The sequence below is a fragment of the Pediococcus parvulus genome, assembly GCF_007990205.1.
GTDB lineage: Bacteria > Bacillota > Bacilli > Lactobacillales > Lactobacillaceae > Pediococcus > Pediococcus parvulus.
Genome location: NZ_BJWE01000048.1, coordinates 1 through 13,467, shown reverse-complemented (window position 1 = coordinate 13,467; position 13,467 = coordinate 1). Strand labels below are relative to the sequence as shown.

Genomic DNA, 13,467 nt, shown 5'->3' with positions numbered 1-13,467 from the left:
CGATCCACAAAATCAGGTTATTTAGTTTTTATAAAGTAAAGAGGAGAAATTTAAAATGGCAAATATTTTAATTATTGGTGCAACTGGTTCAGTTGGTAGTGTCACAAGAAATTACTTTTTAGAGAATACAACCGATAAATTAACTTTAATGGCGAGAAATACTCGTCGTTTAGGACACATAAATGAGGAGCGCGAAACGGCGTTAACTGGCAGTGTGGCAGATACAAGCACTTTACTTGAGGCTTTGAAGGGACAAGATGCCGTATTTGCTGCTTTAAGTGGTAACTTACGTTCAATGGCCTCTTCCTTGGTGAATGCAATGGATCATTCGGACGTAAAACGCCTTTTGTTTATTACTTCGATGGGAATTTATAATGAAATTCCCGCTTCCGTGGGTGCTAGTGGCAATTTGGCTTCTAATCCGGTATTACAGAATTATCGAGATGCAGCAGATGTGATCGAGGCTTCTGATTTAAACTACACAATTATTCGACCAGGATGGTTCGATAATGGTAATGATACAAGTTATGAAGTGACAAAAAAAGGTGAGCCATTTGGTGGCCACGATGTATCAAGAAAGAGTATTGCGGACTTGGTTGTGCGTTTAGCTCATGATGAAAAATTAGGCTCACGAGATAGTTTGGGGATTAATCGTAAGTAACAAGTTTAGGATATTGATAACTCGGTTAGAGTGTTAAAAACATTTAGGAGACAAAAGATGGCAAAAAAAATATTAATTGCCTATTATTCTTGGTCTGGTAATACTGAGAGACTGGCAAAAATTATTCAAAGAGTGACAAATGGAAAAGTCTTTGCAATGAAGGTAGCAGATGGTACATTTTCGACTGATATGTTTGATACTTCAGATCGGGCCAAAAAACAGTTGGAAACAAATCAATTACCAAAACTGGTTGGCGAGTTGCCAGATGTAAGTAATTATGATTTAGTTTTGGTTGGTGGGCCAGTTTGGTCTGGTGAAGTTTCAACGCCAGTTCGTAGTTTCTTGCAACAAATTACACCTTCAAAAACCAAATTAGCGCCTTTTTATACGGATACAGGCTCGGCTGATTCCTATGAAAAAGATTTCAAGCATCTTGTTGGAACGTCTCAGGTGGTAAAGGGTTTGGGCTTGACCGGCAGCGATTGGGATACAGCTGAAAAAGCGGTTGTGGACTGGTCAGAAAGTTTCTAATTTTTTGAAACGGAAAGTCAAAATCAATTGAACTATTTTATAGACTTTGCATGGCGGACCTTGTCAATAAGGATATTTCAGGGGGGGCAGAATAGATGGGTAATGATGAAGAAGCACGAATTGTCCAATTATACCGAGACCATAATCGTTATATGGTGGCCGGAGATACTAAGAAATTAGGCGTATTACTAGATGCTAATTTCCATTTAGTCCATATGACGGGAATGGTCCAGAGTAAACAAAAATGGTTACAAGACATTGATACAAAACAAATGAACTATTTTTCTTCAACTGAAGAAAATGTAGAAGTTCAGATGAAAAATGATCATCAGGCAGATCTAATTGGTCAAAGCCGAGTCGATGCTAGTATTCATGGTGGGCGAAATATATGGCCACTTCAGTTGACCTTGCACGTAGAAAAATTTGCTGATGACTGGAAAATCATGAATATTAATGCAGCCATGTATTAAAACTAGATTTAAAAAAGTCTTGATAGTTTGGGAGTGAAGCTGTTCATTCACTCTCTAGATTAAGGCTTTTTTTAGTGTCGGTTTGCCGTGATTTTCTGACTTTATCAACTGTTTCGAGACCAGGTGGGTTGTAATTAATCGCTTTCATCATTGAACTTTGGTAAACTTAATTAGATGTATCGAAAAAGAAATTGCTGAATTGCTTTTGAAAAGGAGATTTTTAAATCATGGAAGCGGATGTTGTGGTTGTTGGCGCTGGTGCTGCTGGGATTGCTGCTGGTGTAACGTTAGCAGAAGCAGGAAAACAAGTTATCATGCTTGAAAAAGGTGATAAATTTGGTGGGGCTGGGATGTTTGGTGCTCAGGGACTGTTTGCAGTTGAAAGTAGTCAACAAAGGGCAGCGGGTGTGCAATATTCCCTCAAACAAGCCTATCAAGAGCTGGTGAGCTACACCCATTATCGCAGTAATTTGAATTTAACAAAAGCTATCCTAAAGGAATCAGCATCTACCATTGACTGGCTTGATGAGCGAGGATTAAAAACTGAACTTGTAAATAATACACAAGAGGTCCATCAACAACATCCAAAGGTTTACCACCAATACATTGATAAATTTGCTGCGTTTGATCGCCTCATCCACAGGTTTAAGGATCATGGTGGGCAACTCTTACTTAAAACAGCAGGTACTAAGATTATTCAAAAAGATGGCAACATAGTAGGTGTTCAGGTTCACCAAGATAGACACGATTTTGTGATTGATTGTTCCGCAGTGATCGTGGCTGATGGTGGTTTTATTGGCAATCCGGATCTCGTCAAAGAATATTTAGCCATCAATCCTGATAATCTATATAGCATGGGAGAACGTAAGGCAACTGGTGATGGTATCAAAATGCTGGCCGAGTTAGGGGCAGACACTCGCCATATGGGGGTGTTTGAAAATCATGCGGCTTCGGTGATTTCACCACAAAATCATAAATGGCACAACGGGACAATCTTTTCACTAACAAATTTACCATTTTTGTGGGTTGATAGCGCTGGTAACCGATTTGTAGATGAAAGTGTCTGCTACGATTTTGCTTTATGGGGCAACGCAACCTATACGGCAGGCGGCTACTATTACATTATTCTGGATCAACAGTTTGTTGACCATATTTCAGCGCAATCACTTGATTGGACAGATTCGTTTGAACGCACTTTTAAGAGCTTAGATCATCAAGTGATGACCCATAAAGTCGGCCCATTTCCACAAATTGATGCTGATTTGGAAGAAGCGATTCAAAAAGAAGCCGGGTGGCGTGCGGAATCGTTACAAGATTTGGCGCAGCAATTGCACGTGCCGGAACTGGATTTTGAAAACACGATTAAACAGTACAATGAGCATGTCGACAAAAAAGAAGATCCTGATTTTTATAAATCATCTGATTATCTGCGTTTCTCGATTCGAAAGGGTCCGTTTTATGCCCTTAAAGCCCGTTCAACTTCCTTAGGTACAATTGGTGGAATTGAAACAAATGCCAAAATGGAGGCCTTAAAAGTAAATAAGCAGCCAATTAAGGGTGCTTACGTTGCTGGTAATGATGCAAGTGGTATGTATGACACTTCTTATCCAACATTGGAAGGTATTAGTTGTGCGTTTGCCTGGAATTCGGGACGTTTGGCAGGAAAATCTGTCATCAAGTATTTAGGAAAATAAAAAATACAAAATGAAAAGAGAAGTCAATTGGCTTCTCTTTTTTGGTCGCTGATTGCGCGAATAATTTGATCTTCAATCTCTTTTAGATCGTTTTCTTCATTAACCTTAATCTGGGGGGCAAATTTCTGCTGTAAAAAGTAGGTGAGCAGTTGACCCAAAAGGGTTCGAAAGACGGCCAAACTGTCTAGATCCTTGCGCACACCATTTTGAAGGAGTTTTTTTTGAAATTGCTTGACGAAGATTGGTTTAGAAGACTGAAGAATTTTTTGAAATAACCGACGAATCGTTTGGTTGGTCAACATTTCGGACAAAAGAATTGTAAATGCATCTGAATTTTCTTTTAGGAAACGATAGCGATCATGAATGATAAAATGAACTAATTCACGCAGAGTATTAAAATTCTGCCATTCGGCCAAAAAATCATCGCGATAAACCGGAAAGAAGTTTTGGATGATTGGTTGCAAAATTGCGATTAGTAGATCTTGTTTGGTTTTGAAATATTTAAAAATTGTAGCCTGACTAACGCCTGCAGTTTGAGCAATCTTAGCAGTTGAAGTGCCATTAAAGCCAAATTCTGCGAAGAGGGTTAAAGCAGAAAGTAAAACGGCTTTCTTCCCTTTAGGTATTTTTTGTGCGTCCAGCCAGTTGCGATAATTCGAAAAAACATTTGTGTTCATGTCATTCAACTCAATTCCTGTGATTTTGCTTTTAAGGCTCCGTTCCCATGCTACAATATTTGAATCCGATTATCCAATTAAATTTCACCAAATTCAAATTTGAAAATCATTTCCGCAAAACAGTGTCTAGCTTTCTACCTTTGGCAAGTTCATCGACAAGCTTATCAAGATAACGAATTTTTTGAAGCAAGGGATCTTCAATATTTTCCACACGATACCCACAAATTAATCCAGTAATTAACTTAGCATTTTGATTGAAATTTGGTGATTCTTCAAAAAAGCTTTTTAAAGGAATGTCGGAATCAAGGACATGCTGGAGCGTATTGGGATTATAACCAGTTAGCCAAAAAATAACGGCATCAAGTTCAGATTGTTGACGTCCCTTTTTTCCGATTTTCTGACTATACAAAGCATAAATTTTACTAAACGGCATTTGAAATAAGCGGTTATTGTTCATGTTAAACCTCCCTCTGGGTTTGCAAATTTGGCACTCTAAATTTAACATATTCCAGCATTAACTGCATTTGAAACGGTTTCAAAAATAATGGACAAACAAAAAATGAGGTGTTAACCTGAAAAAGACAATAAAATAAGTGACCCCAAGACAGTTGGCAAGGTACTGAGCCAATTTGGCTGGGGATTTTTTTATGAAACTGGGGAAGAATTTATGAATTTAGACTATTTATTTGCGCATGCACCAATACCTAAGGTTTATATGAAACTTGCACTTCCAGTTGTTTTAGGGATGGTTGCAAGCATGATATATAATTTAGTCGATACTTTCTTTGTGGCTCAAACTGGTAATGCAAATTTAGTTGCGGGAATTGCTTTAGGAACGCCTTTATTTTCGTTTATGCTTGCCATTGGCGATATTTTCGGTTTAGGTGGGAGTGCGGCAATTTCCAGAATGCTTGGTAAAAAACAGCACGAAGATAGTGCTCATCTAAGCAGCTTTTGTTTTTACAGCTCTATCCTGTTTAGTCTTGTGTTAACAATTCTAATGCTGATTTTTGAACGTCCTATCCTTGGTTTAATGGGTGTGACCTCCCAAACTTATCAATATGCGGCCGATTTTTACCGAATGCTTGCGTTAGGATCAGTTTTCATCATTGTTTCATTAGTTCCAGGTAACATTATCCGAACGGAAGGGTTAGCCACCAAATCAATGGTGGCTACACTTTCTGGGACCATTTTGACAATTGTTTTGGATCCTCTTTTTCTTTTTGTCTTTCATTGGGGAGCACTAGGTGTTGGGCTAGCCAACGTAATTGGGTATATTCTGAATACCTCGCTATTGGTATATTTCATGGTAAAAGATTGTCAGATTCTTTCCCTTTCAATTAAAAAGATTCATATTCCCCAAAAAGCAGTTCAGGATGTTTTAAGTATTGGGATTCCAGCCTCTTTAACTAATTTTATGCAGAGTTTTGGAGTGATGCTGTTAAACAATTACTTAGCGCCTTATGGGGCAACTGCAATTGCGGCCATGGGAATTGTTTTAAAAATATACATGGTTGTGATGCTAATTATGGTGGGATTTGCTTTTGGTGCTCAGCCATTAATTGGTTACAATTATGGTTCTGGTGATCAGGCTCGTTTTAAAGCAGTGGTAAGATTCGATTTTATGGTTGAAGTTGTGTACGCTTTAATCTGTGCGGCTATTTTGATGATTTTTGCACCACAGTTGATGGCGCTGTTCATGCATAATACTACAATTATCAAAATGGGGACGGTCATGTTGCGTTTACTTTTGATTACTTCCCCATTTATTGGGGCCGTTTTGGTGTTTACAACGATCTTTCAATCAGCCGGCAAAGCGATGGGAGCGTTAGTGATGTCCATTTCACGTCAAGGAATCGTTTTTGCAGTAGTCATTATCTTGTTAGCAGGGATATTTGGTTATAATGGTGTGATTGCGGCTCAACCAGTTGCCGACATTTTGACCTTTGGAATTGGTTTTTGGCTCTACAAACAAATTTTAGCGTAACAATTTATTTTTGATTAGGCGGCTGACATGTTACACTGAATACACAAATAAAATAAAAGTGCCACCGGGTGCAGAAACGCAATTTTAAACTTCGTAAGGTCAATTGAAGAAGTTTAGGGTTGCGTTTTTTGGAGGGAAAATATGATTTGGATAGAATTATTAATTGCTGGACTTTTTGAAACGGTCTGGGCGACAACCATGAAATTTAGTCAGGGATTCACTAAAGTTGGTTTTACCATTGCAACCGTAATTGGAATGTTATTAAGTTTTTACTTTCTCGCTAGAGTCACGAAAATATTACCGCTCAGTTTGGCATATCCAATTTGGACGGGGATTGGTGCGGTTGGTAGTATTGTGATAGGAGTTATTTTATTTCATGATAGTTTAACACCATTAACTTGGCTATTTGTTGGGTTGCTAGTTGTCAGCATTATTGGTATCAAAATTACTAGTGCGTAAGAAATGAGTTACTTGCCATCTAGGTAAGAGAATAGTGTAAGTTTACTTTCATTATATAAGAGAGTTGGCAAATATGCTCCATATTCATACACAAGATCTTTCTAATAAGGATGCCTCGGCCAGGACGAAAATATTCTGATTTAAAGTAAAAGCGATCAACAAATCCAGATGATGAACGGTACCAAACCCTTGGAATTGATCGGGGAGCACGACACTTGTCTCAGTGATGATTTGCGAACCGTGACCTCCGTCGTGTAACTCATACAAAGTTTTACCTATTTCTTCGGCTATTTTAGTAAAGCTCATAACTTCGGTAAGAACTTGATTTAGTTTTTCGGGATAGTCTATGGTGCCAAACGAAGGTCCTAAACCACCACGAATTGCGTACTCTCCGGGCACTGGGCTGTGTCGATAAGGATCTCCCCCAGCAACACCATGGTTTTTCTTCGGAAACTAATTGGTATTGTTGATCATCAAAATCGTAAAAATAAAAATATTTGGCACCAAAACGCGTTTTACTTTCATCATGGCTAATTTCAAATTTATCGAGACGGTCTTGCCACCACTCCGATGCTTTATCGTTAGGAACGCGGAAACCGAGTCGGGTAATTCCATTTTTACCCTGTTTACCTTTAGGAATTCCAAGAAAATCAAAGAACGTTATATCAGTGCCGGCTTTGACCATGTCATCTGTAAAATATAAATGATAGGTGCGAATATCGTCTTGGTTTACTGTTTTCTTAATTAAATGTAACCCTAAAATTTCGATCATGAAATTTCATATTTTTGGTGCGCTGGAAGTAATTGCTGTTATATGATGTAGTCCAATTAAGTTTTTATTCATAATGTTTACCTCCTTGGCAGGTAAATTAATTATTAATTTGATGAAGCAAGTATTCATTCATACAAAAAATAAGTAAAGAGCCTTACCACTTTTAGGTACGCTTAAAAATTCAATGTGCGAATTGACATCAAAAAAGCCATCAAGGCAGTTTTGTACATACCTAGGTGACAGTTTTAATCTCACTAAAAATAGTTACAAAATTGAGAACAGCTTATTAAAAGTACCGCTTTCAAACATGATGTAAAGACCAAGCAGAATATATACAGCTGCAGTAATCCATCGGCCATACTTTTCTAAACTTTTGGCAATAACGGGAACTTTTACCAGCAAATAGCCAAGATAACAAAAAATAGTTAGCATTACAGTAAATGTGAGTAATACGATCAGTATACCTGAAACTGACAACGTCACAAAGAAAGGCACATAAATATCAATGTTATCAGCACCGCATGTGGCAATGGTGATCATGGCTACATTTAAGAGAAAACCTCGCCGTGCGTTCAGTTTTTGATTCACAACTGTATCTGTATTTTCTTCGCCATTTACTATTAATTTCATGCCCATAATTATTGGAATAAGTCCCAAAATTCCAAGCAGCCAAGTAGCGGGAATAAAATGCAGGACAAAGGCTAGAATAAGAGAAATTATTACTAAAACGGAGGTTCCAAGTAAATCACCGAGATACACAGTTAACCGTTCATTTTTTGAACTTGCTCGGCAAAAAATGAGCATTAAAATAACTAAATAATCAATGCTGGTTGAAATGTATGCAGTCGCTCCAGAAAAAATTAATGTTAACATTCAAAATTCCTTTCATGTGGACTAGGGCATGTCACTTTTGCAAGCCACCGAAACCTCGTTGTTTTTCCAGTTTAAACTTTTAATAACCAAATCCATTTCGGCTAAAAGATGGGTGATTTCTGGAGTAGCTAATTGATAATAGTAATATTTTCCGCGTCGATTCTGGGTAATTAGTTTGCAGTCACGAAGGCAGGCTAAATGTTGAGAAATATTAGATTGACTAGAATTAATTTTTTCCGTCAACTCAGTTACGTTTTTGGAACCCGATTTTAAAGTTTCTAGAATTGCTAATCTAACTTCATTATTTAAGGCATGAATCAATTTCTGTTGGGTAATAGTCATGGGATCATCTCCTACATATTAGTGTATCCTAATATGTTGTGTACAGCAAATCCAATTGGCGATCGTTTAATATGAAAAAAAATTTTTATTAGTTAGTTTATTGTTGACATGTACTAACTAAGTAGTTAGACTGTATTTTGTTAGTTAATTGGTAACACAAACTAACTAAATAAAAAAGAAGGTATTGAACATGAAAAAAAATACACAAGAGTTATTAAATTTATTTGGCCATTTATTTCAACAAAAAGTATTTGTTGCAGCGGCAATTAGAAGCACACAAGAAGAGAATAATCCACAATTTAATCAACGAGGACAACAGCGTGTCATGCGGCTCTTGTTGGAGAAAGATCAATTAACGAACTCACAGATTGTAGAGGAATTAGATATTCGTCCTAGTTCTGCCAGTGTGCTAGTCAGCAAGTTGGAAGAAAGTGGCATGGTCAAAAAATCGGAGTCACCTGATGATAAACGGGTTACTTTTATTTCACTCACTGATGAAGGTCGTGAATCGATCATCAAGTCGCGGCAACTTAAAAACGATTTCTTTGATTCATTATTTGAATCATTGTCAGACAATGACCAGCAACAGCTAAGTGATTCTTTAAAAAAATTAGTTAGTGACTTAAAAAGTAAGGAACCAAAGTGGGAAGAACGTCGTAATGATTTTCTTAACACGAGACGAAGCTTTAAGGGAATGGGTCATCCTAGATTTCCGCACGGTTTTGATTTTTACAATCACGATTAAAATTACTATATAAATGGAGATATAACAAAATGCGAAACATGAATACAAACCTTGTGGGACACTCTCAAAAATTTTGTGCAATTAATTGCTAAAATCAAACCACGGTTTTGGCAACTAGGGCTAGGGCTATTTCTTGGCCTAATTGCAACTGGGATGCAATTGATTGTGCCAAAAGTTGCCCAACGATTGATCAATCAGTTGCAAAGTGGAATTAACATGCAATTAGTTGTTTGGACGATTGTCCTGTTTGTTTTGAGTGCACTCGTTAGTTCTGGATCAGGTGCTGTTTTAGGATTCTTCGGCGAAAATGTTGTGAACAACCTGCGGCAGTTTTTATGGCGTAAAATTCTGGTGCTACCAGTAAACTATTTTGACGAAACCAAATCTGGTGAGATTTCTTCTAGGGTGGTAAATGATACTTCACAGGTTAAGGATTTACTCGCTAATTCGGTTCCCAACATGGTGACCTCAATTCTTCAATTAGTTGGAGCATTAGTTTTAATGCTAATAATGGACTGGAAAATGACTTTAATTATGTTTATTGGTGTGCCTTTGGTTATTTTGTGCGTTATGCCAATTGCGAATCAAGCACGAAAAATTTCCCATGCGCGTCAAGACACTTTGGCAGATTTTAATGGTGAAGTTAGCGAAACACTAGGTGAGATTCGGTTAGTCAAAGCTTCCACTGCCGAATCGGTTGAGCAAAACGCTGGAAATCAAAAAATCCAGAAACTTTATAATATTGGGTTGAAAGAAGCTATTTATGATTCTATTTCTGGACCAGTGATGCAAATGGTGATGATGGGAATGATGATTGGGATTCTCGTATATGGAGCTAGTCGGGTTGCCCAGGTAACGATGAGTTTTGGGACTTTGATTTCATTTTTTATGTATCTGGTTCAAATGGTTGGTCCATTTGCGACTATGGGACAATTTTTCACCAGTATGGCTAAAGCCAGTGGCTCGACGGCCCGTATTCAAGAGCTCTTAACCGTTGATGAGGAGGTTCAAAATGAAGGACAGCCACTAGATGCGCAGGGGAAATCTTTAAGGGTGAGTCACCTGAATTTTGCCTATAAAAAAGGGAAGGCGGCTATTCAAGATGTATCGTTTGTGGCAAGACCAAACACGGTCGTTGCATTTGCGGGACCTTCTGGAGGTGGTAAATCGACTATCTTTAGCTTGCTGGAACGTTATTATCAACCTGATTCTGGTGAAATCAGGATTGGTGACGTTTCAATTGCAGATATCAGTTTAACCGATTGGCGAAATCAAATTGGCTTAGTTAGTCAAAATGCAGAATTAATGAGTGGCAGCATTCGATACAATCTGACTTATGGGCTTAACGGAAAATATTCCGATGATCAGCTTTGGCATGTCCTTGAAATGGCGTATGCCAAGGAATTTGTCTCTCAAATGGAAAAGGGGTTGGATACCCAAGTTGGCGAACGGGGTGTTAAAATCTCTGGTGGTCAACGACAACGGATTGCCATTGCACGGGCATTTCTTCGAGATCCAAAGATTTTAATGCTTGATGAAGCAACGGCAAGTTTAGATTCAGAATCGGAAATGATGGTTCAAAAAGCATTAGAAAAACTTATGCATAATCGAACCACACTTGTGATTGCACATCGATTGAGTACGATTGTAGATGCTAACCAGATCTATTTTATTGAAAATGGCGAAGTTACTGGACATGGTACCCACCAAGAATTGATTAAAACATTGCCGTTATATCACGAATATGTAGAAAATCAGTTTACAGGTTAAATTAGGTTCAAAACAAACTTATTGAAGATGGGGAGGCTAAGTCATGCCACAACAATCTGAATCGCTAACTAATTTAAATCCAGGAATTGAAGCCGTAAAGAAAAGATTTCAACTGGGATTGAGATTAGACAAAATAGGTTATAATTGGAGGATCTGAGCTATCTAACTGCCGAGTTTTTGAAGGTGATCAATTTATGTATTTTAGATATAGAACTAAGAAAAATCTTTATCACTATCAAACGATATTTAGTTTAACGTACCCAAGGACTAATTTGTGGCCAATTATGAAAGGATTTCTTTAAAAACAAAAGGCTTATCGCCGATTCATTATCGGAAACAAGCCGTAGTTACTTAAAATTTATGCAAACGTCTAATTTTTGCACTTCACTAATCTAGCCCTTTTTAGCCTTCACGCTTAACAGTATTCATAATCAGCGGGAAGAATTTCAATGCATATAATGCACAAATTCCAACGACAATGTAGATAATTTTAGAGAGGATGGCGGTTTGACCACCAAAAATAGTTGCCACTAAGTCAAAGTTGAATAGTCCAACTAATAACCAATTTAGACCACCAACAATCAATAATCCCAGTGCGATGCTATCAATAGTTTTCATAACGAAGTCTCTCCTTTCTGTTTTTTAGCATTGATCTTTATGGAACAACTTAAGTTTAACAATTTCTTGTTGCAAAAATAAAGTTAAAAACTCAAAATTGTTTTATTTTAAACAAGCTTGAAAGGATAGAAACGACTTTTCAAAATAGGCTAGACTTAAACCTTAGTTTAAGTGGTATTCTGATCTGTGAGGTGAAAGATATGACTGAATTAGAAAAATTAATGGCTGGAGAAGAATACTATTTTTTAGACGAGGATGTTGCCAAACGAAAGGCCAGGGCGGCAAAACTGTGCCAAGAATTTAATGAAATTTCAGCAACCGATCCACAGGCGCAAACAAATAAAATCAAAGAGATTTTTGGATCCACAGGAAAAAGAGTCTCGGTTCAAGCCAATTTTAATTGTGATTATGGAAAAATATTCATGTTGGTGAAGATTTTCTAAGCAATTACAATTTGACAATCCTTGATATTGCGCCAGTTAATATGGGCCATAATGTTATGATTGGACCAAATGTTGATATTTACACGGTTAATCATCCTATGACAGCGGAAGGCCGCCGTATGTATCTTGCAAAAGCCTCTCCCGTGTCGATTGGTAATGATGTTTGGATTGGTGGCAAAGTTTCAATTATGCCAGGAGTGACAATTGGTAATAATGTGATTATTGCTGCTGGAGCAGTTGTGACCAAGAATATTCCTGATAATGTTTTAGTTGGTGGTGTGCCAGCCAAAAAGATTAAATCACTCTAATTTTATTAGAGAGTGGGGAAAAAGGCGGTTAGATTCTGAGCATAGCTTAGACTAACAAATGATCCGTACTTTGGTTTGTTAGTCGTAACTAGGCGAAAGAATCTGATTTTTTTTGGTTTAGAAATAATATTCGGAAGATATAATGAAACGCAATAAAAATATAATTTTTGACCCGGCCTCTACAAAAAAATTGACTTATGTAACAACTAGTTTTCTGGATAGGTTTGATGTATCATTTTATTGGATTAATACGAGGAGTTTTTGTTATGGAAAAACTGAAGGAACGACTTGATGCGTTCAGCGATGCAGTTATTGCAATTATCATTACAATTATGGTATTGGAATTACCAATGCCTCAACATGATTCTTTAACGGAATATCTGCAATTTGGTAAAGCCATCGGAATTTTTTTCATTAGCTTTTGTTTTGTCGCAAATATCTGGTATCAGCATTCCGTTTTATTTAATGATGCACAGACTATGAACAATCATGTTTTTATCTTAGAATTTATTTTCTTAGCTTTTCTATCTCTGACACCAACGTTCACTAAATTAATTACGGTGGATACTAATCGACACACGGTCATGGCTTATGGAATTTTGACGTTTATTGTAAATGGATTATTTATGCTAGTTAGTTATGCGGTCATTCATCAAAAATACAGTGATATGAATGACATCCGAAAAATATTTGATAAAATCTATTTGAATCATAGCAATTTCTTAGGATTAATCAATGTTATCGTCTTAGTCTTGGCGTATTTTAAGCCTGAGTGGGCTTTGTGGTGTTATTTAACCTTACCTTTGATTTCATTTGTGTTTAATCGGGATGATCATTCAGATTTGGAAGAAGTTACGCAACTTTCACCAACAAATCAGGATAAGTATTTGCAGTTTTCAAGTGGTGATTTACGTGAATTTCGGAAAAAACAACGTGAAATTGGGCAAAAGTATGCGCATCAAAGGCGAACTAATCCCAACTGGCAAGAAGAAATGGCGCATGAAATGCGAGTTCTTTTTAAGGATAGCGGGATGGATGTTAGTAACATGAAACGGGGTTATAGTGTGCGTTCTCAGCAGAATCGAAAAGGCTAAAAAAATAAGGAGAAGAAAGAATT

General features: G+C 37.3%; 16 protein-coding genes and 1 pseudogene. 11 read left to right on the top strand and 6 right to left on the bottom strand.

All coding sequences use genetic code 11. The features are described from left to right. Positions 1 to 55 precede the first annotated feature (55 nt). The 4 genes from PPA04_RS08365 (at position 56) to PPA04_RS08350 (ending at position 3,356) form a co-directional block, all read left to right on the top strand. Positions 56 to 661 (top strand): NAD(P)H-binding protein, encoded by a 606-nt coding sequence (locus PPA04_RS08365; protein WP_057784897.1) that lies wholly within the window; start codon positions 56 to 58, stop codon positions 659 to 661. 57 nt (positions 662 to 718) lie between these two features. Then, complete coding sequence (locus tag PPA04_RS08360; RefSeq protein ID WP_057784896.1) at positions 719 to 1,192, top strand: flavodoxin family protein; 474 nt, start codon at positions 719 to 721, stop codon at positions 1,190 to 1,192. 95 nt (positions 1,193 to 1,287) lie between these two features. Next, entirely contained in the window at positions 1,288 to 1,662 is a 375-nt protein-coding gene (locus PPA04_RS08355) for a nuclear transport factor 2 family protein (RefSeq protein WP_057784895.1), read from the top strand. 227 nt (positions 1,663 to 1,889) lie between these two features. Next, entirely contained in the window at positions 1,890 to 3,356 is a 1,467-nt protein-coding gene (locus tag PPA04_RS08350) for an FAD-dependent oxidoreductase (RefSeq protein ID WP_186806976.1), read from the top strand. Positions 3,357 to 3,379: 23 nt separating this feature from the next. Here PPA04_RS08350 and PPA04_RS08345 read toward each other — a convergent pair whose 3' ends face one another. Both PPA04_RS08345 and PPA04_RS08340 read right to left on the bottom strand, forming a co-directional pair. Next, complete coding sequence (locus tag PPA04_RS08345) at positions 3,380 to 4,033, bottom strand: TetR/AcrR family transcriptional regulator (RefSeq protein WP_057784893.1); 654 nt, start codon at positions 4,031 to 4,033, stop codon at positions 3,380 to 3,382. A 106-nt stretch (positions 4,034 to 4,139) separates the two neighbouring features. Continuing rightward, positions 4,140 to 4,490 (bottom strand): DUF2200 domain-containing protein, encoded by a 351-nt coding sequence (locus PPA04_RS08340; protein WP_057784892.1) that lies wholly within the window; start codon positions 4,488 to 4,490, stop codon positions 4,140 to 4,142. A gap of 210 nt (positions 4,491 to 4,700) precedes the next feature. On the opposite strand from PPA04_RS08340, the gene PPA04_RS08335 reads away from it, so the two are divergent. Together PPA04_RS08335 and PPA04_RS08330 are read left to right on the top strand one after the other, a co-directional pair. Beyond that, a complete protein-coding gene (locus PPA04_RS08335; protein ID WP_057784891.1) occupies positions 4,701 to 6,020 on the top strand; it encodes an MATE family efflux transporter in 1,320 nt (439 codons plus the stop codon). Positions 6,021 to 6,161: 141 nt separating this feature from the next. Next, entirely contained in the window at positions 6,162 to 6,479 is a 318-nt protein-coding gene (locus PPA04_RS08330) for a DMT family transporter (RefSeq protein WP_057784890.1), read from the top strand. Positions 6,480 to 6,771: 292 nt separating this feature from the next. On the opposite strand, the gene PPA04_RS08325 is transcribed toward PPA04_RS08330, so the two are convergent. From PPA04_RS08325 to PPA04_RS08315, 3 genes are all read right to left on the bottom strand, one after another. Further along, on the bottom strand, positions 6,772 to 7,251 hold the full coding sequence (locus tag PPA04_RS08325) for a VOC family protein (protein WP_057784889.1): 480 nt from the start codon (positions 7,249 to 7,251) through the stop codon (positions 6,772 to 6,774). Positions 7,252 to 7,515: 264 nt separating this feature from the next. After that, a complete protein-coding gene (locus PPA04_RS08320; RefSeq protein WP_057784888.1) occupies positions 7,516 to 8,124 on the bottom strand; it encodes a CadD family cadmium resistance transporter in 609 nt (202 codons plus the stop codon). Between the two features lie 21 nt (positions 8,125 to 8,145). Then, positions 8,146 to 8,466 carry an ArsR/SmtB family transcription factor gene (locus PPA04_RS08315; RefSeq protein ID WP_057784887.1) on the bottom strand — a complete coding sequence of 107 codons (321 nt, stop codon included), beginning with the start codon at positions 8,464 to 8,466 and terminating at the stop codon, positions 8,146 to 8,148. A gap of 190 nt (positions 8,467 to 8,656) precedes the next feature. On the opposite strand from PPA04_RS08315, the gene PPA04_RS08310 reads away from it, so the two are divergent. Both PPA04_RS08310 and PPA04_RS08305 read left to right on the top strand, forming a co-directional pair. Continuing rightward, entirely contained in the window at positions 8,657 to 9,211 is a 555-nt protein-coding gene (locus PPA04_RS08310; protein WP_057784886.1) for a MarR family winged helix-turn-helix transcriptional regulator, read from the top strand. A 42-nt stretch (positions 9,212 to 9,253) separates the two neighbouring features. After that, positions 9,254 to 10,981, top strand: a complete 1,728-nt coding sequence (locus PPA04_RS08305) for an ABC transporter ATP-binding protein (protein ID WP_057784885.1) — start codon at positions 9,254 to 9,256, stop codon at positions 10,979 to 10,981. A 402-nt stretch (positions 10,982 to 11,383) separates the two neighbouring features. On the opposite strand, the gene PPA04_RS08300 is transcribed toward PPA04_RS08305, so the two are convergent. Continuing rightward, the gene (locus PPA04_RS08300) at positions 11,384 to 11,599 is read right to left on the bottom strand and encodes a DUF378 domain-containing protein (protein WP_057784884.1); all 216 of its coding nucleotides are present in this window, start codon (positions 11,597 to 11,599) and stop codon (positions 11,384 to 11,386) included. 200 nt (positions 11,600 to 11,799) lie between these two features. Here PPA04_RS08300 and PPA04_RS09905 point away from each other — a divergent pair, with 200 nt between their 5' ends. From PPA04_RS09905 to PPA04_RS08290, 3 genes and pseudogenes are all read left to right on the top strand, one after another. Further along, positions 11,800 to 12,042 (top strand): maltose acetyltransferase domain-containing protein, encoded by a 243-nt coding sequence (locus tag PPA04_RS09905; protein ID WP_373295141.1) that lies wholly within the window; start codon positions 11,800 to 11,802, stop codon positions 12,040 to 12,042. Between the two features lie 143 nt (positions 12,043 to 12,185). Then, a pseudogene (locus tag PPA04_RS09900) lies at positions 12,186 to 12,341 on the top strand (DapH/DapD/GlmU-related protein); the annotation flags it as partial. A gap of 275 nt (positions 12,342 to 12,616) precedes the next feature. After that, positions 12,617 to 13,444 (top strand): TMEM175 family protein, encoded by an 828-nt coding sequence (locus PPA04_RS08290; protein ID WP_057784883.1) that lies wholly within the window; start codon positions 12,617 to 12,619, stop codon positions 13,442 to 13,444. Positions 13,445 to 13,467: the final 23 nt, after the last annotated feature.

Excerpts from the sequence above, each read along its gene's own strand:
- PPA04_RS08325 (WP_057784889.1), bottom strand. The coding sequence starts at position 7,251 with ATGATCGAAATTTTAGGGTTACATTTAATTAAGAAAACAGTAAACCAA.
- PPA04_RS08290 (WP_057784883.1), top strand. The coding sequence starts at position 12,617 with ATGGAAAAACTGAAGGAACGACTTGATGCGTTCAGCGATGCAGTTATT.
- PPA04_RS08355 (WP_057784895.1), top strand. The coding sequence starts at position 1,288 with ATGGGTAATGATGAAGAAGCACGAATTGTCCAATTATACCGAGACCAT.
- PPA04_RS08315 (WP_057784887.1), bottom strand. The coding sequence starts at position 8,466 with ATGACTATTACCCAACAGAAATTGATTCATGCCTTAAATAATGAAGTT.
- PPA04_RS08330 (WP_057784890.1), top strand. The coding sequence starts at position 6,162 with ATGATTTGGATAGAATTATTAATTGCTGGACTTTTTGAAACGGTCTGG.
- PPA04_RS08350 (WP_186806976.1), top strand. The coding sequence starts at position 1,890 with ATGGAAGCGGATGTTGTGGTTGTTGGCGCTGGTGCTGCTGGGATTGCT.
- PPA04_RS08320 (WP_057784888.1), bottom strand. The coding sequence starts at position 8,124 with ATGTTAACATTAATTTTTTCTGGAGCGACTGCATACATTTCAACCAGC.
- PPA04_RS08310 (WP_057784886.1), top strand. The coding sequence starts at position 8,657 with ATGAAAAAAAATACACAAGAGTTATTAAATTTATTTGGCCATTTATTT.
- PPA04_RS08360 (WP_057784896.1), top strand. The coding sequence starts at position 719 with ATGGCAAAAAAAATATTAATTGCCTATTATTCTTGGTCTGGTAATACT.
- PPA04_RS08345 (WP_057784893.1), bottom strand. The coding sequence starts at position 4,033 with ATGAACACAAATGTTTTTTCGAATTATCGCAACTGGCTGGACGCACAA.
- PPA04_RS09905 (WP_373295141.1), top strand. The coding sequence starts at position 11,800 with ATGACTGAATTAGAAAAATTAATGGCTGGAGAAGAATACTATTTTTTA.
- PPA04_RS08365 (WP_057784897.1), top strand. The coding sequence starts at position 56 with ATGGCAAATATTTTAATTATTGGTGCAACTGGTTCAGTTGGTAGTGTC.
- PPA04_RS08340 (WP_057784892.1), bottom strand. The coding sequence starts at position 4,490 with ATGAACAATAACCGCTTATTTCAAATGCCGTTTAGTAAAATTTATGCT.
- PPA04_RS08300 (WP_057784884.1), bottom strand. The coding sequence starts at position 11,599 with ATGAAAACTATTGATAGCATCGCACTGGGATTATTGATTGTTGGTGGT.
- PPA04_RS08335 (WP_057784891.1), top strand. The coding sequence starts at position 4,701 with ATGAATTTAGACTATTTATTTGCGCATGCACCAATACCTAAGGTTTAT.